This window comes from Paenibacillus sp. FSL K6-4396 (assembly GCF_038002525.1).
In the GTDB taxonomy this organism is placed as follows: domain Bacteria; phylum Bacillota; class Bacilli; order Paenibacillales; family Paenibacillaceae; genus Paenibacillus; species Paenibacillus amylolyticus_B.
This window is the reverse complement of record NZ_JBBOCR010000001.1, coordinates 2103570-2129487: the sequence shown is the minus strand read 5'-3', so window position 1 is coordinate 2129487 and position 25918 is coordinate 2103570. Positions and strand designations below refer to the sequence as shown.

The following is a 25918-nucleotide window of genomic DNA, read 5'->3' as shown; positions in this document are numbered from 1 at the left end:
CCTCATAACAACTTCATTATTCCCATAATCATTAACAATAGTGCTGGCAATACAGATAGTCTTCGCATCCAGCGCAGGGCTGAGAATCGTAGTCCAACCTTCATGCCGAGTGACAGAAACGCCCCACTAAACAGTGCAATAATGAGTGCTGTCCATAGTGTAGGGAATCCCAGAAGTGCCGCTCCCAAACCTGCTCCAAACGCATCCAGAGACAGGGCAATACCAAGCCACATCGCTTCCTGAGCAGATATACTTCCCGAGTTATCCATATCCGCCTTGGAAGGGCTGCGAAGGATCTGAATGACGACCCCCAGCTTACGCAGCTCCAGTGTAAATACCATTCGTTCGAGAGAATCACCCGAAGCCGATTGCTCCAGATCCAGTGCAAGTACCTGATTCCTGCCCTTGGAATCCGGCAGCGTCCCTTGTACGTTTTTCCCCAGCGCATTAACCGTTGTTTCTCCTGCTCCCTCAACCGTTACGATGCCTGTTTCCAGCTGTTCTTTTCCTTGCTTTCGAATAAGTTGCAACAGTGACCATGCACCAATGCCTATTAATATAACGGCGCCCACAATGGAAGCGATATCCGGTGACACGACATGGGACAACAGCACACCAACTTGCATCGACAAGGCAATAACCAATCCCGAACAGATCGAAATAACAGCGATAGATAACAGGGGAATCTTAGTCCTCCGTAACCCATATGTAATCCCGACTCCAAAACCATCTAAACTAAGCGCCAAAGCAAGCGCCAGCAATGAAATAAAATGATGCAGCACCCCGGACTCCTCCTCTGTGCGGTACTCGTGCCAACTGAAGATGCCAGTATGGGTATACGCCCGCTTATTTCTGCCATATCAGTATATGGAGGGAGGAATCCAAGGGTGCTATGATTTCATCATTTCGTTCATTCAGTTCATGTTACAGCAGCTGACAGTTCGGACAAAAATGCGTGCCACGGCCACCAACCACCGTTTTTTCAATTAACGTACCACAAGTTGTACAAGGTTCTGATTTGCGTCCATAGATTTTCAGTTGATGCTGGAACATCCCCATCTCACCCTGTCCATTCACATAGGACTTAATGGAAGATCCACCTGCATTCACTGCATCTTGCAACGTAGCCACAATCGCTTCATGGAGTACCGTTAACTGAGCTTCAGTCAGTGTCTTGGCGATGGTCTCGGGATGGATACCTGCGCGAAATAAAGCCTCGTCCACATAAATATTCCCGATACCAACCACATATGCCTGATTTAAAAGTACAGCCTTGATTTTGGTTGTACGCTTGCCAACCGCCTCGCGGAATGCAGTTACCGTAAAGGCTGGATCAAGCGGCTCCAGTCCCAGCTTCAGCAAAGGTTTGGACACCAGTTCCTCACGTGCATTAAACAGATGCATCGTACCGAACTGACGCACGTCCTTATAACGCAATTCCGTACCATCATTAAAATGGAAGATCACATGTGTATGTTTCTCCACATCTTCATGCTGCTCGTACACACCGTACCTTCCTTCCATCCGCAGATGGGAGACAAGCACCAGCCCGTCCAGCAAAATACGCAAAAACTTGCCGCGGCGCTCCACCCCAATGACGGTATGTCCCGCGAGTTCCATTGCAAATGCATCTATGTCGTCCGGCCGCTGAATAATCCGCGGCAAGCTAACGGTAACATGATCAATCGTTTTGCCCACAATAAGTTGATTCAATGTTCTTCTGACTGTTTCGACTTCCGGTAATTCCGGCATGATGTTCTCACCTCCCCTATATTATAACGGAAGATGACGCTCAGCGGGACCCTTTTCTTATATCGCATACATGGAAAGGCCTTTTGTAAAATACCGGAAAAACCGCGCGGCGCTTGATTTATTTCGCTTCGTACCAGTTATCACCGAAGCTGACTTCTGCTTTCAGCGGAACCGACAGTTCCAATGCTTTTTCCATAACAGAAGGCACTAACTCTTTCATCAGTTCCAATTCATCCGCAGGCACTTCGAATACAAGTTCATCGTGCACCTGAAGCAACATACGACTCTTCAACTCGCGTTCCCGCAGCGCTTCATCCATCTGTACCATGGCCAGCTTGATGATATCTGCCGCTGTTCCCTGAATCGGTGTATTCATCGCCGTACGCTCTGCGAAGGAACGCAGATTGAAGTTACTGGCATTAATCTCTGGCAGGTAACGACGTCGTTCCAACAGCGTTTTGACGTAACCATCCTGACGAGCTTCCTTCACAATGTCATCCATATATCGGCGGACACCCTGGAACACTTCAAAATACTGATCAATAAACTGGGCAGCCTCTTTACGTGTAATATGCAGGTTCTGTGACAAGCCATAATCACTTATTCCATACACGATACCAAAGTTAACTGCCTTGGCGGAACGACGCATATCCCCATCCACATCTTCAGGCTTCACGCCGAATACATCCGAAGCGGTCTTTGTATGAATATCCATATCGTTGACAAATGCTTCCTTCAAGCGCTCATCATCCGAAATATGTGCCAGAACACGCAGTTCAATCTGGGAATAGTCTGCCGCCAAAATGGACCATCCGGGTTCGGAAGGGACAAATACCTTCCGGATTTTGCGACCTTCTTCCATCCGAATCGGAATGTTCTGCAAGTTCGGGAATTGACTGCTAAGTCGTCCTGTTGCAGCAATGGTCTGACGATAATACGTATGCACCTTGCCATCCCGATCGGATATCTCTTTGAGTAATCCTTCCACATAAGTGGATTGCAACTTGGCAAGCTGACGATATTGCAGAATATGCTTAACCACATCATTATAAGGAGCCAATTTCTCCAATACTTCAGCATCTGTGGAATAGCCCGTTTTTGTTTTTTTCACCACTGGCAAGGCTAGTCTATCAAATAAAATCTCACCCAGTTGCTTCGGTGAATTCAGATTGAATTCTGTCCCTGACAACTTGTAGATTTCAGCCATGAGTCTGCTGATATGCTCTTCAAATTCACTTCCCAGCGCCTGCAGATCGGCTGTGTTAGCCTTAATCCCCTGCTTCTCCATATCTGCCAGAATTCGCGACAACGGCATCTCCAGCTCGTGGAAAAGTGAGTTCATCTCATCGCCCTCCAGCGCCTGTTCCTGAAGCGGAATAATCGCTGCCACGGCAGCAGCTTTCCGGCAGAGGAAATCGCCCAGCACAGTTGCTTCGGGTACTTTGTACTTGGCCCCTTTGCCCATAACCGTGTCGTCCTCCACAAGTGACGGCAGACCATACTTGGTCGTGAGTCCACTAATCGTCTGGTTGGATTCCGTTGGATCAAGCAAATACGCAGCCAGTTGTACATCAAATGACGCACCAGCGAATTCAATGCCATGCGCATGCAGGGCTAGGTCAACACGATGAAGATCATACCCGCGCTTTGGCTGGTCTGAATTACCAAGCCATGCCCGCACCGGAGCCGCTGCCTCGGAATGAAGCAATTCGGGAGATATGAACGTATATGTTCCAGCAGAACCTACAGCTAGTCCAATCAGTTTCGCCTGATGCGGGTTATCACCGTGTGTCTCCACATGGAGGACATCAATGGAATCGAGGGAACTGAACAGCTCGCTTATGTTGTCCTCTGTTGCTATGGAAGACTCCACCTCGGCAGCAGGGACCGCTTCCTGTTCAGAACCAATGCTGCCACTGAACGACAGGCGTTCGAGCAAGGATTTGAATTCCAGCTTCGCCAATGCAGGGCCAGCATGTTCTTCTTTTAAACCAGCAAATTGCATATCCTCCCACGTCTGCTCCAGCGGAACTTCCCGGTGAATCGTCGCGAGTTGTTTGCTCATCCGAGCATCTTCGGCATGGGCCTCGATCTTTTCTTTCATCTTGCCTTTCAGCTCACTTGTACCGTTCAGCACATCCTCTACCGATCCGAACTGGTGCAGCAGCTTCAACGCTGTTTTCTCTCCGACCCCGGGAATACCCGGAATATTATCGGACGCATCGCCCATCAGGCCCTTGAGATCAATGATTTGCAGCGGCGTCAGACCATAACGCTCCTTAATCTGAGCAGGATCATACAGCTCAATATCGGTTACCCCTTTGCGCGTCAGCCCGATATGTACATGTTCGGAGGCGAGCTGCAACATATCTTTGTCACCCGATACAACGAGCACCTGTCTGCCCGCTTCATCTGCGCGTTTGGTTAACGTTCCGATGATGTCATCCGCTTCGAATCCAGCCAGCTCAAACTGAGCGATGCCAAGTCCTTTCAGCAGTTCTTTAAGCAAAGGGAATTGCTCTGACAACTCGGGTGGTGTTTTCTCCCGTCCACCCTTGTATTCCTGATACCCTTCGTGACGGAACGTGATTTTGCCTGCATCAAATGCAACCATAACATGTGTAGGCTTATGCTCTTCAAGCAATCTCAGCAGCATCGTGGTGAAGCCATATACCGCATTGGTATGCAGACCTTTCGAGTTGGTCAGAGGCGGCATTGCAAAAAACGCCCTGTAAATAATGCTATTTCCATCTATGAGAATAAACTTGTCCATTCCAGCACCTCGCGTATTATATGGTCAACCTCTTCAATTTACATCTACTCTCATGATACCATACCCACCTGTCACATCAAAAAGAATAGCCTCTTTCACATCATTTTTAATTGCAAAAAAGAACCTTCTCCGCAGACAGCTGTACACAGTCTACCTGAGAGAAAGTCCTTTTCCATTCATATGATTGCATTACTTAATCAGCACTGATTCCCCAATTCCAAAGTAATGCTCTTCCTATTGATTCAGATCCGGACGTTTACCTGTCACCAGGTACACCGTGCTCTCACCAATATTGGTTGCATGATCGCCAATACGTTCAATGTAACGTCCAACCATCATCAGCAGCATAGCCTGTGAAGCCTGATTAGGATGCTCTGTCATTAACGTGTAGAGATCACTGATCATGTGGCTGTACAGTTGATCGACCTGATCGTCCGTTTGAGCCATTTTATAGGCCAGATCTGTGTTTTCTTTCAGGAAAGATTCAATGGATTCATCAATCATGGATTTCACGATTTCTGCCATTTGCGGGATATCCACCAGAGGTTTAATCAGCTTCTGTCCATCCATCCGAAGTGTCACCTTTGCCACATCGAGCGCAAGATCTCCCATACGCTCCAGATCACTGGAAATTTTGAATGCCACGATAATACGTCTGAGATCCTTCGCCACCGGCTGTTGTGTGATGATCAGTTTGGAGCCAAGTTCCATAATTTTGTCTTCAAGGGCATTCAGATTCGCATCATTCTTGATGATGACCTGAGCTTTCTCCGCGTTCATCGTTTGTAAACTCTCAATAGCACCATCCAATGCTGCTCCTACATGTTCACCCATTTGTTTGAGCAAGGTACGCAGCTCTTCAAGCTCCTGATCAAATTCTTTTCTGCGAATCATAGATTTCATGTCCTCCTTATCCATCATCTCCGGGTATGCCGGGATCATTCCAATTCAGCTCGCTTAACCGAACCTTCCAGATATATAATCCTCGGTCCGGGAATCTTGCGGTGTGGAGAATAACGTCTCCGTATCAGCTGCCTCCACCACTTCACCATTCAGGAAAAATACCGTGCGTCCAGATACCCGTGCCGCCTGGTGCATATTGTGGGTAACCATAACGATCGTGTACTTGTGATGCAATTCCTTCACCAGCTCCTCAATCTTCAATGTGGAGATCGGGTCGAGTGCAGACGTTGCTTCATCCATCAGCAGAACGTCAGGCTGTACAGCCAGCGCCCGCGCAATACAGAGACGCTGTTGTTGTCCGCCAGACAAACTAAGTGCCGACTTTTTCAAAACATCCTTCACTTCATCCCATAGGGCAGCATGGACAAGACTTTGTTCCACCAACTGATCCAGTTCAGCCTTTTGGGTTACCCCGTGCAAGCGCGGTCCATAAGCGACGTTATCGTATATGGATTTTGGAAAAGGGTTCGGTTGTTGGAACACCATGCCAACTCGTTTGCGCAGTGTCTCCACTTCAATCTCGTTACTGTAGATATCGGAGCCACTCAGCATAACCTGTCCTTCCACACGAACACCCGGAATCATGTCATTCATCCGGTTTAACGTGCGAAGCAATGTCGATTTACCACAACCTGACGGCCCGATGAACGCAGTAACGGTTTTTTCCGGCAGATCCATCGATATATTTTTAAGCGCGTGATGCGTATCATAATATAAATTAAGATTTTCAATGTGAATGAGGTCCTTCATGGATGTTCACTTCTCCTTCGCTGCAGGGACACGGAAACTCCCTTTACGTTGAGACCGATACTGATAATCATTCATCGCTGCTCGGCCATCTATAATATCCTACCCTTTCATTGTAAAAACAGTATCACTTTCATGTTAACGGAATGTAAAAAAGACATCCTTAACCTTCATGATCTGCTTGATGGATCAATCTGATTCCTGATGTCTGCCTTATTGACTACTTTATATTACTCACTATTTGAAACCATCTCATCCAGCTTCGTACGAATGTGCTCTGCAACTTCTCCAGCTTTCCCGCCTTCCATGGCGATCTCCTCTGCTATACGAGACAAATCTCTCACCGCACTGTTCAGTTGTCGGAACGTTGCTCCCCCTGCGGTGACATGCACCGAACTGTCGTCAATCTCCGCTCCGCTTGCCTTAACCAGTTCAACAGTCTGAAGGGTCAATCCACCAATATTCTCTAACAATGAAGACATGTTCCCCGCAACCTCACGGGTCTGTTTTGCGAGCGCTCGAATCTCACCTGCAACAATCTGAAAACCTCGTCCATATTCACCAGCATGAGCTGCTTCGATGGAAGCATTCAGGGCGAGGAGACCACTTTGATCTGCCAGGGAGCGAATGGATTGTGCCATGCCTGAGCCTGTTTTGATCGAATTCAGCATGTGATCCGCATGTTGACCTTGACTCTCCATATGCTGATGTACCCGGTTATAGGAAGCATCAACGTGCTTCAAACTCTCTTCGCCCTGCTTGGACAATGCCATGATCTCACGGGCCTCATGAACGGTCTGATTCGCTGCATTCACCAGCTTGGTGACCGCATCGTTGATTCTGGATATCTCCTGTCTACTCTCGGTTACTGTACGTATGCGCTCTTCCGTAACAGCCTGTTGCAATCTGCGAGATAGCGACATTACGTCACGCATCGTCAGCACACCAAGCAGTCTGCCTTGGTCCGTAACCAGCAGACAATCGTAGAAATGCTGTTCATCCCGTCCAAGTGCAATATCAATAATCGTTGAGGCTTCCATTTGAATATCTGCAATAACGGGAGATGTATTCACTACTTGTTTGACCGGCTTACGGTAGAATAGATCTGCGGCAAAACGGCCATTTAACATCCGATATAACGTCTCTCGCATTAACAATCCAGTAGGTTTCATCTGCTCATCACACAGTACAATACATGGGTGTTCCTGATCCTGATTCATCATCGCGGCAGCTTCTCCACAGGTGGTATGGACTCCGGCGACAGGTACCTGACGATAATAGTCATGCAAATGGATTACAGGTTCTTCAGCAACCACCTTTACTTCATGAGGCTGCTGTTCGGGTGTCGCTATATCTTCATTATGTAAAACAACATGAGGGTGGTCAGGTTTCACTTCGAGCAACATGGGCATAAATGCGCAATCTCCTTTACGTAATACCTCCGTCTTGAGGTGGATTATGTAGGTATAAAGTATCACTCAGATAAGTCCATGCTACTCCCTCTACGTAAAGAAAAATCTTCCTTTATGTTAAATGAACGTAAAATAAAACTCCCCGATCATTGCTAACTTGAATGATGGGGAGTTTTTCTTTTGACAACCAATTTATAACCTACACCACGAATGGAATCAATATGAACCGATTCCGGGTCCAGCTCCAGCTTTTTACGTAATGAACTGACGTGAACATCCACGGTTCGTTGACCTCCGATATAATCGAAGCCCCACACTGCGTTCATCAGATCATCCCGTGTCAGCACCACACCTGGCTTTTTGGCCAAATATAGAAGTACTTCAAACTCTTTCGGACGCAGACTGATGGATTGTCCACCCAGTGTCACTTCATATTTCAAAGGATAGATCTCCAGCTCTCCCAGAATAATTCGTGAGCCATCTTTGTCCTCAAGCTGTGGTAAATCTTCGCCATTGGAATAACGTCTTAATACCGCATCTACTCGGGCTAATAACTCAGATACACCAAATGGTTTGGTAATATAATCATCGGCACCCGATTTCAGTCCCTGTACAACCTCGGCTTCACCGTTCTTGGCCGTCAGAATGATAACCGGTGTACTTACACCTTGTATTCTTAACTTGTTCAGAATGTCCAGACCATTCATGCCCGGAAGCATCAGATCCAGCAAAATGAGATCAAATTCCTGGGACAAGGCCCGATCATATCCTGCAGATCCGTGATCCTCTGCCGTAACGTCATAACCTTCCTGTGTCAGGTTATACGTGAGTAATCTTGATAATGTAGGTTCATCTTCAATAACTAGTAAACGCTGTGCCATGATACCCCTTCTCTCTTCATAGGTTGTCTGTTGCCACAACACTTTTTCTATCATAGCACTAATTTGTTAACGCGGTGTAAAACAATACAACCTTTTTACATTTTGATACCAGACGCCTACATCTCTTCTTCCTGAATGAATGGAAGGATCACACGGAACGTTGTCCCCATGCCCAGCTCACTCTCTACAGACAATTTGCCATGATGCAGTTCCACCAGATGTTTAACGATGGAAAGCCCAAGACCTGTGCCCCCTGAATTACGGGATCTGCCTTTGTCAACTCGATAGAACCGTTCGAAGATCCGCGGCAAATCTTTTTTCGGTATGCCAATTCCGGTATCCGACACCGCAAAGACAACTTCATCATCGTTATCCATCGTCACCTGTAACTTCACTCGTCCACCATCGGGGGTATAATTGATTCCGTTGGATAACAGATTGATGAAAATCTGCTTCATCTTGTCCTCATCCGCTTCAATGTACAGTTCCTCCGGAACATGCATTTCCAGACGAATCTGCTTTTTCTCCGCCACCTTGGACAAGGTGCCCAGCACCATTTCGAAGAAAGAGTGTACATGAACAGGTGAACATTGCAGCGGTGCGCGTTTCGATTCAATTTTGGATAACTCCAGAATATCCCCAATTAATCGGTTAAGTCGATCTCCTTCATCATAGATGATTTTCAGGAATGAACGCTCCGTTTCCTTATCCTGTACCCCGCCACTGAGCAACGTTTCGGCAAAGCCCTTGACCGCAGCAACAGGTGTCTTGAGCTCATGTGAGACATTCGCGACAAACTCACTGCGCATCGACTCCAATCGGCGAATCGCCGTCACGTCCTGCAACAGGAACAACATGCCTCGATAACTACCATCATCTTCGGACATCGGTACGCCATCAATACGGATCAGTTTTTCCTCCGGGTTGAACACACTCACTTCTTCATGCATCCGTTCTTTCAATGCAACACTCTCTTCAATGGTACGTGTTAATTCGTAGTGTCTCTTCAATTCAGTATAAGGCTTACTCGTAACCTTTCCTGCCTGAATACCAAGCATACGCTCCGCTTCCCGATTAACCAATGCAATGGACTGCCCTGCATCGATCATGACAATGCCTCCAGTCATGTTAGCAAGGACACTCTGTAGCAACGCTTCATTGTCACGAATCGTCTTCAGCTGGGACTGCAAGCTGTCTGCCATTCCGTTGATCGCAAGCCCCAACTGTCCGATCTCATCTCTACGCGTTACATCAACTCTCGCATCGTATTCCAGCTTGGTGATCCGATGAGCCACTTTTGTAATATGCTCAATCGGGGAGGTTAGTCCGCGTGCAACCCGATAACTGACAAACGCGACAATTAAGAACAGTAGTCCAAGTGCAGCAAACATAATCATCCAACCACGCTGGAGGCCCTGATCAACCGCATGCAGACTCATTGAAAGGCGGATGTAGCCATCAAATTTGCCGCTGGGCATTTCAATCATGTCACTTTGATCCGAATTCACAGGTAGCGCTACATACAGCATGTCTTGTCCCAATGTCTCACTGTAACGTATGGATTGCCCGTATCCATCTCCGACGGCACCCTTAATCTCCTCACGGTTCAAGTGATTATCCATCGATGCCGGATCACTCTCGGAATCTCCAATGACCATGCCGTCTTTATTGATGAAGGTTACACGGGAATCCGTCAGTCGATCCAGTTCCAGCGCTCGATCTGAATAATACTTTCGCGTGGCTTCCGAGGTTGGATCACTTGCATCATGAAATGGAAAAGTGGCTTTGAGCAAATTAATCTCGCGTACCATGGTTTGCTCCAATGCGGTTATATGCGTAGTTTTAAACACTCTGCCCATCGTATATCCAGCTACAATGACGGATACACCGATCAGCACCATCATAATGATGGCAAGGCGAATTCGAAACGGTCTCATCTATCTCTTCCTTTATAATCAGATTAACATCTTATGTCTTGCTCTACCTTGAATCCAGTTCAATTCGGTCCCCACGGGTGCCTGGATTGGAAATAACAAGAAACTCCACTTCTTCGTTGCTGCGATTCATCATTTGATGCGGCATTCCGGGGGCAATCTCTATTCCTTCATGGGTTTTCAGCACGAACATTTCACCATTAAGTTCCATACATGCTTCACCGCTGAGGATGAAAAAAAACTGACGGCTTACCGAATGGTAATGTCGTGTTTCAGCCGTTCCTGCAGGCATTCGCTCATGAATGATGCTCAATTTATCGTTTTGAACAAGGTGCCAGCCATCGCACTGTGCACCCCATATATAATGCGCTGCATTCTGTTTGCTCATTTTCATATGACTTATCCCTCCGAGTATAATTGCTCGATCTATCATATCACAGATTAGGGAGATTCCAGTCAGCAAGGCTATTCGTACAATATCATAGTTGTATCAACGCAGATACAGACTTTTGTAAACAGCTGCTAACCGCATCTTAAACTTGCACATTCCCCTGATATAAAAAAGACGCACCGCTCAGCCTTGCTGAATGCGATACGTCTCTCTATATATTCAATCCTATACGAATTCCGAAAGCATCTTAAAGAATTACCCGTTTACCACTTCACCGCCGTTCACATGCATTACCTGTCCGCTCACATACGAGGAATCATCTGAAGCAAGATATACATAGGCTGGAGCCAGTTCATCCGGTTGTCCCGGTCGCTTCATCGGTTGCGTTGCACCGAACTCGCTTACCTTTTTCTCATCAAAGGTGGATGGAATGAGCGGTGTCCAGATCGGACCTGGTGCAACGGCATTCACACGGATCCCCTTCTCAATCACATTCATCGACAGAGAACGTGTGAACGAAGTGATAGCTCCTTTGGTAGAGGAATAATCAAGCAGGGTCGGGCTCCCGCGATAGGCTGTGATGGATGTCGTGTTAATAATCGTACTGCCCTTCTTCAGATGTGGCAGGGCTGCCTGCGTCACATAGAACATACCGAAGATATTGGTACGGAATGTTCGCTCCAGTTGTTCTGGCGTAATATCCTCCAGATTCTGTTGTGGGTGCTGTTCTGCAGCGTTATTCACGACAATGTCCAGTTTGCCCAGTTCATCCACTGTCTGCTGAACCGTCTTCTTCGCAAAGGCATCATCACCAATATCTCCGGCTATCATGATGCACTTGCGTCCTTCCTGTTCGACCTGACGCTTCGTTTCCTTGGCATCTTCGTGCTCGTTCAGATATACAATGGCGACATCCGCGCCTTCCTTGGCATACGTAACAGCAACAGCACGTCCGATCCCACTGTCCCCCCCTGTAATGAGCGCTACCTTACCCGTCAGTTTACCTGCTGCCTTGTATTCAGGCTTTTCAAACTCCGGTCTGGGATGCATCTCCGATTCAATTCCGGGGCGTTGATCCTGGTGCTGTGCTGGCATTGTTTTTTGATTTTGTTGTGTATTGGTTGACATCTAACATTCTCCTCTCAAAATGTGAACATATTTGGATTACAGAAGACATGGACTTCAACTGTGTCCTTCCTTGTCTTTCGTTCTCTGAAAAAGTCTCATTCTGTAGGATGGCATGAACAGTTCAGATTATTCTTCTGCGATGAACAGCAACTTAAGCCTCAGTGTGCTGTCTCTATCAGCGTCCTACCTTCTATTCGTTATTTACCACTCTCTTTGGATATCAAACAACCGATTTTCTTCAATGCCTGTTTTGCCAAAATTCGAAATTTATTCGAAATTAGACTGTTTCATGATACAAAGTGTATTCCTAAGCTGCTTGGGCTGATGTACAATGTACAGTATACTGATGTGTTTTAACTCTCATTTTTATTGGTTTGATCATTCTACCTAACATGGAGACCTGACAATGGAATCGCATATTAATTCATATATAACACTCGTAGCCACTTCAGCCGTGCTGAATGTCTTTTTGTGTTTATATACCTATTTCAGAAGATCCGAAATCCCCAGCTCCAAAATATTCATTCTCTACACAGCAGCACTCTCCATATACACTTTTGGTTATGCGATTGAGCTGGCCAGTAACACACTGGAGCAAATGAAGTTCTGGACTACCGTGGAGTATATAGGCATGCCTTTCTCCGCATCCCTTGGTCTCATGTTGATGATAAAGTACACAGGAAAAACGTTATCCCAAAAGGTAACTGCCGCATTGTTTGTAATCCCTTCCATTACTTTAGTTATGGTTGCAACCAATGACTATCATCATCTTTTTTATAAAAAAGTATGGCTGAGAGTAGATAGTCCAGTTCCTCTGATGGATATTGCAGTAGGTCAATGGTATGTTGTACACGGTGCATTCACGTTCTCCTGTCTGTTATGTGCCTGCCTCATTCTGATTGCACAATGGAAACACACCAAGAAAATGTACCGTCGTCAATTGCTGACTCTGATTACTTCACAGATTATTCCTATGGTCGCAGCTTTTCTGTATTTGCTTGGTTTGACTCCTGGCGGGATGGACCCCGTACCCGTACTCATGTGTATTACCTCTGCCATGTATATTTGGGCCATTCTATCCTCTCGTCTCCTGACCATCGTACCCATCGCCAAAGACAGTATTTTCGAGAGCATGCGTGAAGGGGTTATTGTACTGGATAGTTCCAATCGACTCGTTGATTACAATAGATCTCTGCGTGACATGTTGCCAGAGCTTAATACAACCATGGTTGGCCAACTCTTGGATGATATATGGCTTAATCTTGCTGGAGAGACGTTCCCAGTTGATTATCACAAAGAAGGATTGCAAACCGATCTGTACTGGCAGTTAAATGGAGAGACCGTCTGTTATCAGGTCAGGACATCTTACGTGTATAACAAGGATGCACAGATTGTAGGTAGTCTGATTATGCTCATTGATATCACGGAACAACGCTTCTTGCAAGAACAACTCAAACAACTGGCTTATTTTGATGGTCTGACCAAAATCTATAATCGCACTCAATTTTTGCATAAGGGGCGGAAAATGTTGAGGGAAGCTCAACTTAATCTGCAACCTGTTTCATTTATTTTATTTGATATTGATTACTTTAAACGCATCAACGATACGTACGGTCATGATGTTGGCGATCAGGCCCTCATTCATGTAGTCTCCGTATGTAATCGTTTTTTGCGACCTGAGATGTTGTTCGCTCGTTATGGAGGAGAAGAGTTTGTCATCGCTCTTCCGAATACCTCGCTTCAAGAAGCCGAGAAGCTTGCCGAGCAACTGAGAGTTGCCTTATTGAATGACCCTCTAGATGTTAAGGGAGTGCCTATTACACTGACCTCAAGCTTTGGTATTGCCCAGTACAATGGAGGGTCAGATTCGCTGGAGTCCTTATTACGCGACGCTGATACTGCCTTGTACGAATCCAAGCGCAATGGTCGAAATGCAGTGCGTGCGTATACTGTGAGTTCAACCTAACCAATGTAGACCGTGTCTGATGGAATATGCATGCTGTTATGTATGGTAGTGATTCCTATAGTTCCAGTTCAAATAAACCGAGAACTGCTAATCTCATCACCCTGGTAATAACAAAAAAATAGACAGCCAATGAGGCTGTCTATTTTTCATTTGTTTCAATGAAACACCATCTTACATATCATCCGGCTTGTCCTAATTACGTCTGCAAACGCTTAACCAACAACTAACAATACATCTTAGTAGGGTGGATTAACCGTCCACAACGCACTTAGATCACCTGATTATTCACCATCAGGTACACCATGATTAGCAAGAATACAGCCAGAAGTGTACTGAACATACGGATCTTGCTTTGCTCAGGACCGACATCGCGCTTGTTTTTCACACCTTCTGCAGCGAGTCGCAGCGGTTTACCCATAATTCCTCCAATAGCCGCAATAGCCAAGAGCAGAACAACAACGACAGCCATCCAGACATGAGAATACTCACCTTTTGTCATCAGGTAACCACCCGTTAAAAGTTGGATTACAAGTCCATACTGCGCGACTTTGTTCAAAGAACGAAGCGATGCAAAGGCTCCCTCTTGTGCTGCAGCATTCAAGGTACGGATTTTACCGACCACAAATGGCAGAATCAAATAGAATCCCATCGCCAGTGCTCCAACAATATGGAGCAAATACATAATCATTGTCAAAATTTTCATCCTCCTCAACATTTTCGGTGTGCTATACATCACATCCCATTATACTGGGGATCTTATCCAAAGAAAAGAAAACCTCCGGGTTTACCGGAGGTTTTCTTTTGGCTTCTGTTCAAAAAGTTTTCAAACTTACAGGTTTACTACCGAAATGACGTTGCGAACCGAATCAGCTGATTTGTCCAATCCTGCTTTTTCTTCCGCAGTCAGGTCAAGTTCGAATATTTTCTCAATGCCGTTACCACCCAGAATGGTTGGTACACCGAGGAACAGATCATTGTAGCCATATTCACCTTCAAGATAAGCGATCACTGGAATGATACGTTTCTTGTCCTTCAAAATCGCTTCCGTCATCTGAACAAGTGAAGCCGCCGGTGCGTAATATGCACTGCCGTTACCAAGCAGATTCACAATCTCACCACCGCCTACACGTGTGCGTTGAACAATGGACTCAATGCGGTCTGCAGGAATCAGTGTGTCAATCGGAATACCACCTACGCTCGAATAACGAACGAGTGGCACCATGTCGTCTCCGTGACCACCAAGAACGAATCCACGAACATCTTCAACAGATACGTTCAACTCTTGCGCAATGAAGGTACAATAACGTGCTGTATCCAGAACACCTGACTGACCGATAACACGGTTTTTAGGAAAACCAAGGGTCTGATAAGCTGCATAAGTCATCGCATCCACCGGGTTGCTTAGAATAATGACGATGGAATCAGGGCAATATTTTTTCACATTTTCACAAACGGACTTCACGATACCCGCATTCGTATTGACCAGATCGTCGCGGCTCATACCCGGTTTACGGGCGATACCAGCGGTAATGATTACAATCTCAGAACCTGCAGTATCTTCGTAGTTGGAAGTACCGACGATATGACTGTCAAATCCTTGAACAGGACTTGCTTCCATCATATCGAGTGCTTTCCCCTTCGTCGGGTTTTCCAGTTGAGGAATATCAACCAGCACAACATCCCCGAGTTCTTTTTGGGCAAGCATTAATGCGGTCGTAGCACCGGTAAAACCGGCGCCGACTACTGTGATTTTTTTGCGCTGAATAGTCAAGATTCACATCTCCCCTTACAGGTTTTTAATGATTTGATCCGCGAATTCAGAACATTTCACTTCAGTAGCGCCGTCCATCAGACGTGCAAAGTCATACGTTACTGTTTTATTGTTAATGGATGTTTCCATACCTTTGTAGATCAGGTTAGCTGCTTCTTGCCATCCCAAGTGCTCAAGCAACATTACTCCGGACAGAATAACGGAACCAGGGTTCACGACATCTTTGTCAGCGTATTTAGGTGCAGTACCGTGAGTTGCTTCGAAGATAGCATGTCCTGTTACGTAGTTGATGTTCGCTCCAGGAGCGATACCAATTCCGCCAACTTGCGCTGCAAGTGCATCGGACAGATAGTCACCGTTCAGGTTCAATGTTGCGATAACATCAAATTCGCCTGGACGAGTCAATACTTGTTGCAGAGCGATATCGGCAATCGCATCTTTTACGATGATTTTACCAGCATCTTCAGCAGCTTTTTGTGCTGCATTCGCTGCATCTGTACCTTCGTTTTCTTTGATGATGTCGTATTGTGCCCATGTGAATACTTTGTCAGCGAACTCTTCTTCAGCCACTTCATATCCCCAGTTTTTGAAGGCACCTTCTGTGAATTTCATGATATTACCTTTGTGTACCAATGTAACTGTCTTACGGTTATGGTCAATTGCGTACTGCACTGCTGCACGTACCAGACGTTTCGAACCTTCGGAAGAAACTGGTTTGATACCAATACCGGAAGTCTCAGGGAAACGGATTTTGTTAGCACCCATCTCCTGTTGCAGGAACTGGATCACTTTTTTCACTTCTTCAGAACCTTCAGCATACTCGATTCCTGCATAGATATCTTCCGTATTCTCACGGAAAATGACCATATCTACCAACTCAGGACGTTTAACCGGAGAAGGTACACCGTCGAAATAACGAACAGGACGCAAGCATGTGTACAGGTCAAGCTCTTGACGCAGGGCTACGTTCAGGGAACGAATACCTCCACCGATTGGCGTAGTCAATGGTCCTTTGATCGCTACGATATACTCACGAATGGCTTCCAGTGTATCATTCGGCAACCACTCACCGTATGTATCGAATGCTTTTTGTCCAGCAAACACTTCATACCATGCGATTTTTTTGTTGCCATCATAAGCTTTTTCAACAGCTGCATCCAATACACGTTTGGAAGCTTTCCAGATATCACGGCCTGTACCGTCACCTTCGATAAATGGAATGATTGGATTACTAGGTACTTGAAGTGTACCGTTATCAATTTGGATTTTTTCGCCTTCAGTTGGGTGAGCAAATTTTTCTAATTTCATAGTTAAAATTCCTCCTAGGTTTCGTATATGCAGTATTCATCATACCACTAGTCTTGTTGAGAGAAGGGTCCTGAGAGCTCAAGCCAATAACGCCTCTGCTTTCCAACCCTTCACCTCGTCTATATTATTATACTGTTTTTGCGGCTATTAGCGAAGTTCAATAGAAACGTATTTCTGTTCTGTAGGGCCAGTGTACTCCGCACGTGGACGAATAATGCGATTGTCCGCAAGCTGTTCCAAAATATGAGCAGTCCATCCAGAAACCCGGCTGATCGCAAAGATCGGAGTGAACAATTCCTGTTCGATCTCCAGTTGGGTATATACAGAAGCAGAATAGAAGTCTACGTTAGGCTTCAGTCCTTTTTGTCCTGTTACCAGTTCCTCGATCTTCACAGACATATCATACAAACGCGTATCATTGTTCATCTCGCCAAGTTCCTTGGACATCTTCTGTAGATGTTTGGCGCGTGGATCACCGTTTTTGTACACCCGATGTCCAAAGCCCATGATTTTTTCACGATTATTCAGTTTTTCCTGAATTGCCGCTTCAAGACGATCAGGCGTACCGATCTCATTCAACATTTTCATAACGGCTTCATTAGCACCACCATGCAGTGGTCCCTTCAGTGCGCCAATGGCGGAAGTCACACCGGAATAGATATCTGACAGCGTAGCAACCGTTACACGGGCTGCAAATGTCGAAGCGTTTAACTCGTGATCCGCATGCAGGACAAGGGCTTGATCCAATGCTTTCACTGCGGTCTCGGATGGTTCTTCACCAGTCATCATATATAAAAAGTTCTCTGCGATGGAAGCGCCTTCTTTTGGAGCCACAGGTTCTTTGCCCTGACGGATACGGGCGATGGCTGCCACAATCGTTGGCAACTGTGCTTGCAACTTAACCGCTTTGTTCTCATTCGCTTCCGTTGTCATCTCATCCGCTTGCTCATCGTACAGTGCAAGTGCAGAGACAGCGGAACGAAGTGCTGCCATGGTACTGACGTTTTTCGGATACAATTGGATTTGTGCAATCAACTCGCTCGGAATCGGCGCGTAATCGCTCAGGCTTTTACGAAGGGATTTCAGTTCATCTGTTGTTGGCAATTTACCAAACCACAACAAATAGGCAACTTCTTCAAAGCTGGCATGTTCAGCCAAATCGTCGATATCGTAACCACGGTATGTAAGCACACCGTCTACAATAGAACTGATCGAAGAGGTTGTTGCAACGATGCCTTCCAGACCTTTGGTAGCTGTCATATACATCTCTCCTTTAATAAGCGAAATCAGGAACCATTCCAGAGTGTCATATAAGTGCCAAAATGCACCTATTCTCTTTTTGTAAACATTTTCATTTTAAAATTAACAAATATTTCAAACTACGGTTTTCCTATCTGTCAATCGGTATTTACTTATAACATCATACTGGATTTTGTCGTTTATGTGAACATGATGAGAGTTCATTCGCACATCAAACTTCTTTATCGGACTGATAAAGCATTTTTGAAAGCCTTTACAAAAACAAGGTTGACATTTAATGTTTTTTAACCAATCCTGTCGTATGAAGAACTTTCTATTGCTATATTCTGTAATACTAAGGCATACTCTAGGCAAAAGAAAGAATCCTCGTAGATCTTGTTCAAAAGTCCGCTTTTGAACAAGATCTGGTAACATCCCGGCGTTTCAAAACCTTGTAAATGCTCTATATTAATTAAGATAGCCATCTATTTTTAATACTGCTTCATGGATCATACATAGGTCGGCTTAATTGAACTAAGGAGAGTTGATGCTTGGATAGAATAATAATGAAACGCCTGCTCCGGGGCTTATGGGTTATCATTGCGGCCGTTCTGATCGCCGTTGCCATATACTTGCTGTTCCCGCTTTTGTACCCTTTTGCGATTGCCTGGATTATCGCCTATGCCATGAATCCTTTAGTGAAACTGCTTCAGCATCGAGCACGATTCCCGCGCTGGCTGGCTGTGACTCTTTCACTGATCCTTTATTTTGGAGCCATTGCGGTGGTGCTGTCTGCGGCGATTACCCGCATGGTAAAAGAAGTCATTTCACTTACGACAAGCTTTGATCTTCATGTTGATGAGATCAAGGACACGTTTGTGCGCTGGACCCAGAATGACACCATTCAAAGTTTGACTGCGCAGATCAATGAATTTTACAAGGAAAATCCCAACTACCAGGAAACCATCAACAGCAATATTAGTAAAACAACTGAAACGGTGGGTACAGCCGTCACAGATCTGGTCACCGGATTTTTCAACATGGTTCTGAGTCTGCTGACTTCCCTGCCTAACATGGGCGCGGTATTAATCGTTGTTCTGTTGTCTACATTCTTCATTAGCAAAAGCTGGACCAGGCACAACATCACCGTATCGGGATGGGTACCCTCTTCCATTCGAAAGCCAATATCCGACATATGGACCGACCTTAAGAAGGCATTGTTTGGATACGCAAGAGCACAATTGATCATGATCTCGATTACAGCACTATTCGTCATGATTGGACTGCTAATATTGCAAGTTAATTCAGCCTTCACCATCGCTCTGATGATTGGTTTGGTCGACTTGCTTCCTTATCTGGGTGTTGGCCTTATCATGGTGCCTTGGGCAGCGTACCTCTTTATGAATGGGGATCTGTATCTGGGTATTGGCATTAGTATTATCTATCTGATCTTACTGATCGCCCGTCAGATTATTGAACCGAAGGTACTTGCAAGCAGTGTAGGGCTCGACCCACTTGCCACGCTGGTTGGCATGTTTGTAGGTTTGAAGTTGTTTGGTGTTCTGGGCTTGATCATTGGCCCTGTCAGTCTCGTGATTCTTGATGCGTTCAATCGGGCTAACGTATTACGCGACCTCAGAACGTATATCATCAACGGACGTGTCCGATGAGGCATCATCTTATGAGCACCCAGGAAAATAGAAAAGGCTTCGTTCAACAGAAATCATCTGGTGAGCGGAGCCTTTTTCCATTATGCATAACAACTGGTGTTTCATTTCGGACGACGATAAAACGTAATTTTTCCACTTTTCATTTTTTTCTCCAGCCATCCCAGGAAGAACAGACGGTAAACCGGACGTGTTAATGGAAATATCAGTGTAAACCCGATCAGATCCGTTACAAAACCTGGAATCAAGAGCAAGAAACCACCGACAAAAATAAAAAGACCATCGACCATTTTTCTGCCAGGTACCTTGCCACGCTCCATCTCGGATTTGGCGTCCACAAGTACTTTTCGCCCTTCAAACTGCAACATTGCTATACCAATCAAGGACGTGAGAATCATGAGAAGCAATGTCTTTCCGGCTCCGAACCAGTCACTCATCAGAATAAAACCAAATAATTCAATCACCGGAATGATTAAGAGTAAAGCCCACATCCATTTTCGCATTGACGTATTACCCCTTTCCCGAAAGCCACACCTTTTCAAGCGCGCTGTATAGCTCAGAGGCTGCCTTATCCAGCCGAACTGGCTTCCAGTCTCCATTTACCCACACATGCTGGGTAGAACCTGTAACTAGCCGTTCTCCAGGGAGCGATTCATCAGTTGACCATACCCGTTCTCCAATCGCCATATGCTCATCAGGTTCTTCAGACATGCGTCTTACGTCATACTCATAATTCAGTCGCAGACCACTAAATGCAGCAATACGGGTGAAAATGATAATCTCATCATCATATCGGGCAGGCTTGTGATACTTCACATCCAGTCCGGTTACGGGAAGCAGTAACCCCTGTTCCTCTATTTTACGATATGTATACCCCATTTGGCGAATCATCTCAGTTCGACCGATTTCAAACCAATTCAAATAGTTCGCGTGGTAAACCACGCCCATCTGGTCACTTTCTTGATAGCGTACACGAAGACGTGCCGCATACCAGCTGCCATTGCTCTGTTCTCGCACGTGATCGGCCTCCTTCGCTCTAACATTCATACGTGTTACCTCGCTGCAAAGTGTCAATAAGATGGAAAAAAAGCAACGGGACAAGAACGCCCCATTGCTTCTTTCCTGTTGCTTCTCCATCCAAGACGCTATTAAGCGTTGTTTGGAATTTGGCTTACTTTAATCAGGTTGGTAGAACCGGAACGACCCAAAGGTACACCTGCTGTGATCACAACCAGGTCTCCTTCTTTAACAAGTCCGGATTTTACGCCGCCTTCAATTGCGTTTTCGAACAAAGCATCCGTGGAATCAACCAGTCTTCCTTTGACAGGAGTTACACCCCAAGCCAGAGCCAAACGACGGGAAGTTCTGTCTTCCGTTGTCACAGCGATAATCGGAGATTCTGGACGATACTTGGAAATCATGCGTGCAGTGTGTCCTGATTCAGTCGAAGTGATGATCGCTTTTGCGTTCAAATCTTGAGCTTGGAGAGCAACCGATTGGCTGATTGCTTCTGTAACTGTTGTTTGTTGAGCAACACGTTGTTTCAGGTACAACTCTTGGTAAGGCAGAGCAGATTCTGCTTTTTCAGCAATACGGGACATAGTCAGAACAGATTCAACCGGGTATTTACCCGCAGCTGTCTCACCGGACAACATGATTGCGTCCGTACCGTCGAAGATCGCATTCGCCACGTCACTTGCTTCCGCACGTGTTGGACGCGGGTTACGCTGCATGGAATCCAGCATTTGTGTTGCTGTGATAACCGGTTTACCTGCAACGTTACATTTTTGGATCATGCGTTTTTGTACCAATGGTACTTCTTCCGCAGGAATCTCAACACCCAGGTCTCCACGAGCAACCATCAGGCCGTCAGACACTTCAAGGATTTCGTCGAGGTTATCGACACCTTGTTGGTTTTCGATTTTGGAGATGATTTGGATATGTCCAGCATTGTGTTTTTCAAGCAATTCACGAATCTCAAGTACGTCACTTGCTTTACGTACAAAAGAAGCCGCGATGAAATCGACACCTTGTTCGATACCAAATACGATATCGTTAGCGTCTTTTTCGGTGATACCCGGCAGAGAAATAGCAACGCCCGGAACGTTAACACCTTTTTTGCTTTTGATCGATCCGCCGTTAACGATACGGCATTTGATCTCGGTGCCTTGCACTTCCACCACAGTCAGTCCGATCAGACCGTCGTCGATCAGAATTGTAGATCCCGGTTCAACATCATTCGGAAGATCTGTATACGTAATGGAAAGACGTTCTTTGGTGCCCAGAATTTCTTCTGTTGTCAAAGTGATGTACTCGTCTTGAACCAATTCAATTGGTTCAACTTCGAGTTTACCTGTCCGAATTTCCGGTCCTTTGGTGTCCAGCAGAATCGCTACTGTTTTGTTCAACTCTTCGCATGCTTGGCGAATCGCAATGATCCGTCCGCCGTGCTCATCGAAATCACCGTGGGAGAAGTTCAGACGGGCCACATTCATACCGGCCATAATCAATTTTTTGGTATTCTCCAGAGATTCACTGGATGGACCAATGGTACATACAATTTTCGTTTTACGCATTTTGGGTTTCCTCCGATTTTAAAGGTATTACTCTTTATCTATTTTTCTTTTTCCAACTATTAAATTTACTATACTTTTGCTCATTTGTATAGGAAATTCGTCACATTATTCAGCATTTCCCGACAAATTACTCGCAACATCGACTTCTACAAGCTCTTGAGGCGTTTCAATGGATGCTTGAGGTTCAAACGTGACCGATCCAATTTTACGGAATTTCTCATAACGATCCTGTTTCAGTTGATCCCCGCTCCAACCCTTCATATCGTCGAGATGACGGACCAAAGCTTCACTGATGAAAGCAGCAGACGCTTCATAATCCCGATGAGCACCGCCGCGTGGCTCAGGGACAATCTCTTCAATGACTTCCATCTCCAGCAGGTCTTTGGCTGTTATTTTCATTGCTTCAGCCGCCTGATCTGCCTTGGATGCATCCTTCCAGAGAATAGAAGCAGCGCCGTTCGGAGAGATTGCAGAATAGATCGCATGTTCCAGCATCAACACACGATTACCCACAGCCATAGCGAGGGCACCGCCGCTTCCACCTTCGCCGATGACCACAACAATAACAGGAACCGATAGCTTCGCCATTTCCATCAGGTTGCGAGCAATCGCTTCCGATTGACCTCTCTCTTCTGCAGTATTACCCGGATACGCCCCTTTAGTATCAATAAATGTAATAATAGGACGGCCAAATTTGTTCGCTTGTTTCATCAGACGCAGTCCTTTTCGGAAACCTTCTGGATGAGCGCTACCGAAAAAGCGGGCGATATTATCCTTCGTGTCTTTCCCCCGCTGTTGTCCGATTACCGTTACTGTCTTTCCATTCAACTTGGCAAGTCCGCCAACAACCGCAAGATCGTCTCCGAACATGCGATCACCGTGCAGCTCAATGAAGTCCGTAAATATCAGCTGGATCAGGTCCAGCGCCGTTGGGCGCTGCTGATGACGGGCCAGATGCATCTTCTGAGCTGCTGTTATGCCAGTGTAGATCTCTTCTTCAAGTCTATGGTAACGTTCTTCCAGGCGGGCAATCTCGTCCGTGAAGTCGATCCCTTTTTCCTGTCCAAACTGTACGAGTTCATCAATCTTTTTGCGCATCTCAACCAGAGGCGCTTCATATGGCAACTCACCCGCCATTTAGACCCCTCCTTTTTCACTATGCATATCCAGAAGCTTGCCAAGAGTGGCCCGAAGCTCTTTCCGGTGCACAACCATGTCCAACTGACCATGTTGCATATTAAATTCAGCCGTTTGGAAATCATCAGGTAACTTCTGACGGATGGTCTGTTCGATAACGATTCTGCCGGCAAAACCAAATACAGCGCCAGGTTCGGCAATATTAATATCGCCCAGGCTCGCAAAACTTGCCGAGACTCCACCTGTCGTTGGGTCCGTAATGACCGAAATGTACAGCCCGCCCTGTTCATCCAAACGGGATAAAGCTGCGCTTGTTTTGGCCATTTGCATGAGACTGAGAATACTCTCTTGCATCCGGGCACCACCTGATGTTGAAAAAATAATCAATGGTAACCGTTTTTCTGTGGCATGCTCAATGGCACGGGTAATTTTCTCCCCTACAACAGAACCCATGCTGCCTGTGAAGAAATCAAAGCTCATGACAGCCACAACTACAGGCAGGCCATCAATGGTTCCTTCCCCCGTAATTACAGCTTCCTTAAGACCTGATTTCAGGCGCTGTTGTTCCAGTTTGTTGCTATATCCAGGAAAGCCAAGTGGATCAACCGATATCATATCAGCATCAAATTCAACAAATCCTTGATCATCAAGTACCATAGCAATGCGCTCCATAGCGTTAAGACGCATATGGTAACCGCAGGCAGGACATACTTTCAGATTTTTCTCCAATTCCTTGCTATATTGAATCGTGCCGCATTTGCTGCACTTGTTCATAAGCCCTTCAGGTATTTCACGTTTTGGGCGTTCTAGGACTTCCTGGCCTTCGCCGGGAAGTGCACGCTCGGAAGGTATGGTAGCGTACTTCCGTTTCTTCTGGAATATATCTTTGAACACAACTACACCTCTCCAGCCGTTGATTTGATGGCCGCAACCTGCAGATCGCTGCTTGTGGCAGCTTCATCCGCGTGCTACGGTAAACCGCTTACGACCCACACGCTGCCATGGGCCTTGTCCAGCATTCACAACAAAAAAATCCGCCGGTACAGGGCAAGGATCACCGGCTTCTGTCAGCACGATTGATGTTACCTGCAAAAACCGAAAGATTGTTGCGCCGATGTTTGAATCTATCTTGGTAGGGTCTCCGGGAGCAACCAGGTCGGTCCTTGTCCTAACAAAAAAAGAAGGAAGGACAGCAGCATACAATACATGCAAGTCGATTCCTCTCTCCGCTTACGCGATTAGTCCCTTATGTACCGATGGTACTTCTTCATCTGCCAAGGCACGTTGATGTCGAACAAATCAGGAATGCAAAATGGAATTCAGCACTTCCTGGACCTCTTCCAATTCCCCAGAAGGGACGCGAATCTCAAATTGCTGCTTGGATAAACTGATGGGACGGGTCTGTACCAGAAAACCTTCTTCCGAAAGCTTGGTCTTGATCTTGTCCGCAACCTTTGCTGTCGGTGCAATGTAAATCACCGTCCACATGCCTTGTCCGCCCCCTAAGCTAATGTTCAGAGCCCGTATATTGGACTAATGATAACATACCTCACTTTTTTTCTGCAAGAAAGGGTTCGGGACCTTTGGGGAGAATTTGGGATCATGAGGGACATTAGTCCCCCACGAATAACTCATATGGTTGACGAAATCTTCTTGTTCATACCTCTTCCATAAGCAGCCGCAAGCTTATCAGGGCAGCGTCAGCCGCCCTTGAAGACCTTCATATGAGCCATTAGATTGACCATAACAGACAAGCATGGAAATACAGGGGGTTAAAGGTCTGAGGGGTATTTTTTGGCTTTAATATTTTTGTGTGCAATCCGGGCAGAAGCCGCAGCGGCCACCCCTGCGACCAGATCATCCAAAAAGACATGAATGGCTGTTGTGTGTTCGTTCAAATCATGAATTACACCTATTTTTTCTTTATCCAGGTAACCAAAGCTGGTTAAACCAATCATACCATACACATGAGTAATGCCGAGGGCCAGAGTCTCGTCCACTCCATACAGGGATTCATCCGCTTCCATAATAGCCTGTAACGGTTGGGGCAAGAGCTTTTTCTCTGCAAGTTCGTCGAGAGCAATACCCGTATAGAGCGTATATTGCACCTCTCGTTTCTGCAGAACGGATTTCACGCTGGTTACACAGTCGTCCAAGGTCAGTTCGGGGTGGTACCCTTTTTGCAGACGGTATACAATTGCTGCGATTGCATCAATCCGTACACCCCGCCGGGCCAGCATGGCTTCTACGATTTCATATGACATATCTCGACC

Annotated in this window: 23 protein-coding genes; 2 read left to right on the top strand and 21 right to left on the bottom strand. The window is 46.1% G+C overall.

Annotation, left to right across the window (positions count from 1 at the left end; translation table 11 throughout):
• Window positions 1-2: 2 nt before the first annotated feature.
• The 10 genes from MHB85_RS09700 to MHB85_RS09655 form a co-directional block, all read right to left on the bottom strand.
• Window positions 3-782: a manganese efflux pump gene (locus MHB85_RS09700; protein WP_262928150.1), complete on the bottom strand. Its 780-nt coding sequence runs from the start codon at window positions 780-782 to the stop codon at window positions 3-5.
• Window positions 783-924: 142 nt separating this feature from the next.
• Complete coding sequence (gene mutM, locus MHB85_RS09695; RefSeq protein WP_341072839.1) at window positions 925-1752, bottom strand: DNA-formamidopyrimidine glycosylase; 828 nt, start codon at window positions 1750-1752, stop codon at window positions 925-927.
• 118 nt (window positions 1753-1870) lie between these two features.
• A complete protein-coding gene (gene polA / locus MHB85_RS09690; protein ID WP_341072838.1) occupies window positions 1871-4525 on the bottom strand; it encodes a DNA polymerase I in 2655 nt (884 codons plus the stop codon).
• Between the two features lie 234 nt (window positions 4526-4759).
• Window positions 4760-5419 carry a phosphate signaling complex protein PhoU gene (gene phoU, locus MHB85_RS09685; RefSeq protein WP_017689478.1) on the bottom strand — a complete coding sequence of 220 codons (660 nt, stop codon included), beginning with the start codon at window positions 5417-5419 and terminating at the stop codon, window positions 4760-4762.
• Window positions 5420-5482: 63 nt separating this feature from the next.
• On the bottom strand, window positions 5483-6238 hold the full coding sequence (gene pstB / locus MHB85_RS09680; RefSeq protein WP_076209092.1) for a phosphate ABC transporter ATP-binding protein PstB: 756 nt from the start codon (window positions 6236-6238) through the stop codon (window positions 5483-5485).
• A gap of 227 nt (window positions 6239-6465) precedes the next feature.
• Entirely contained in the window at window positions 6466-7647 is a 1182-nt protein-coding gene (locus tag MHB85_RS09675; protein ID WP_091014572.1) for a methyl-accepting chemotaxis protein, read from the bottom strand.
• A gap of 152 nt (window positions 7648-7799) precedes the next feature.
• A complete protein-coding gene (locus MHB85_RS09670) occupies window positions 7800-8528 on the bottom strand; it encodes a response regulator transcription factor (RefSeq protein ID WP_091032528.1) in 729 nt (242 codons plus the stop codon).
• A gap of 116 nt (window positions 8529-8644) precedes the next feature.
• Window positions 8645-10465: a two-component system histidine kinase PnpS gene (gene pnpS, locus MHB85_RS09665; RefSeq protein ID WP_091014573.1), complete on the bottom strand. Its 1821-nt coding sequence runs from the start codon at window positions 10463-10465 to the stop codon at window positions 8645-8647.
• 43 nt (window positions 10466-10508) lie between these two features.
• On the bottom strand, window positions 10509-10856 hold the full coding sequence (locus tag MHB85_RS09660; protein ID WP_341072837.1) for a cupin domain-containing protein: 348 nt from the start codon (window positions 10854-10856) through the stop codon (window positions 10509-10511).
• A gap of 252 nt (window positions 10857-11108) precedes the next feature.
• Window positions 11109-11981, bottom strand: a complete 873-nt coding sequence (locus tag MHB85_RS09655) for an SDR family oxidoreductase (protein ID WP_210107641.1) — start codon at window positions 11979-11981, stop codon at window positions 11109-11111.
• Between the two features lie 406 nt (window positions 11982-12387).
• Here MHB85_RS09655 and MHB85_RS09650 point away from each other — a divergent pair, with 406 nt between their 5' ends.
• A complete protein-coding gene (locus MHB85_RS09650; RefSeq protein ID WP_341072836.1) occupies window positions 12388-13947 on the top strand; it encodes a histidine kinase N-terminal 7TM domain-containing diguanylate cyclase in 1560 nt (519 codons plus the stop codon).
• 268 nt (window positions 13948-14215) lie between these two features.
• Here MHB85_RS09650 and MHB85_RS09645 read toward each other — a convergent pair whose 3' ends face one another.
• From MHB85_RS09645 to citZ, 4 genes are all read right to left on the bottom strand, one after another.
• Window positions 14216-14641, bottom strand: coding sequence for a hypothetical protein (locus tag MHB85_RS09645; protein WP_017689485.1), 426 nt, complete (start codon window positions 14639-14641; stop codon window positions 14216-14218).
• 135 nt (window positions 14642-14776) lie between these two features.
• A complete protein-coding gene (mdh, locus tag MHB85_RS09640; protein ID WP_036609827.1) occupies window positions 14777-15718 on the bottom strand; it encodes a malate dehydrogenase in 942 nt (313 codons plus the stop codon).
• Window positions 15719-15733: 15 nt separating this feature from the next.
• A complete protein-coding gene (icd, locus tag MHB85_RS09635; protein WP_036609828.1) occupies window positions 15734-17026 on the bottom strand; it encodes an NADP-dependent isocitrate dehydrogenase in 1293 nt (430 codons plus the stop codon).
• A 147-nt stretch (window positions 17027-17173) separates the two neighbouring features.
• The gene (gene citZ, locus MHB85_RS09630; protein ID WP_017689488.1) at window positions 17174-18286 is read right to left on the bottom strand and encodes a citrate synthase; all 1113 of its coding nucleotides are present in this window, start codon (window positions 18284-18286) and stop codon (window positions 17174-17176) included.
• A gap of 530 nt (window positions 18287-18816) precedes the next feature.
• Between citZ and ytvI the strand changes: the two genes are divergently transcribed.
• Window positions 18817-19935 carry a sporulation integral membrane protein YtvI gene (ytvI, locus tag MHB85_RS09625; RefSeq protein WP_341072834.1) on the top strand — a complete coding sequence of 373 codons (1119 nt, stop codon included), beginning with the start codon at window positions 18817-18819 and terminating at the stop codon, window positions 19933-19935.
• Between the two features lie 101 nt (window positions 19936-20036).
• Here the strand turns inward: ytvI and MHB85_RS09620 are convergent, their stop codons facing one another.
• From MHB85_RS09620 to MHB85_RS09590, 7 genes are all read right to left on the bottom strand, one after another.
• A complete protein-coding gene (locus MHB85_RS09620; protein WP_091014578.1) occupies window positions 20037-20435 on the bottom strand; it encodes an FxsA family protein in 399 nt (132 codons plus the stop codon).
• Between the two features lie 7 nt (window positions 20436-20442).
• Entirely contained in the window at window positions 20443-20979 is a 537-nt protein-coding gene (locus tag MHB85_RS09615; protein WP_105598058.1) for an acyl-CoA thioesterase, read from the bottom strand.
• A 101-nt stretch (window positions 20980-21080) separates the two neighbouring features.
• A complete protein-coding gene (gene pyk, locus MHB85_RS09610) occupies window positions 21081-22508 on the bottom strand; it encodes a pyruvate kinase (RefSeq protein WP_017689492.1) in 1428 nt (475 codons plus the stop codon).
• Window positions 22509-22613: 105 nt separating this feature from the next.
• A complete protein-coding gene (locus MHB85_RS09605) occupies window positions 22614-23645 on the bottom strand; it encodes an acetyl-CoA carboxylase carboxyltransferase subunit alpha (protein ID WP_210107639.1) in 1032 nt (343 codons plus the stop codon).
• The gene (gene accD, locus MHB85_RS09600) at window positions 23646-24539 is read right to left on the bottom strand and encodes an acetyl-CoA carboxylase, carboxyltransferase subunit beta (RefSeq protein WP_036609844.1); all 894 of its coding nucleotides are present in this window, start codon (window positions 24537-24539) and stop codon (window positions 23646-23648) included.
• A gap of 405 nt (window positions 24540-24944) precedes the next feature.
• Window positions 24945-25133 carry a hypothetical protein gene (locus tag MHB85_RS09595; protein ID WP_017689496.1) on the bottom strand — a complete coding sequence of 63 codons (189 nt, stop codon included), beginning with the start codon at window positions 25131-25133 and terminating at the stop codon, window positions 24945-24947.
• Window positions 25134-25417: 284 nt separating this feature from the next.
• Window positions 25418-25909, bottom strand: a complete 492-nt coding sequence (locus MHB85_RS09590) for a phosphatidylglycerophosphatase A family protein (RefSeq protein WP_036609851.1) — start codon at window positions 25907-25909, stop codon at window positions 25418-25420.
• Window positions 25910-25918 lie beyond the last annotated feature (9 nt).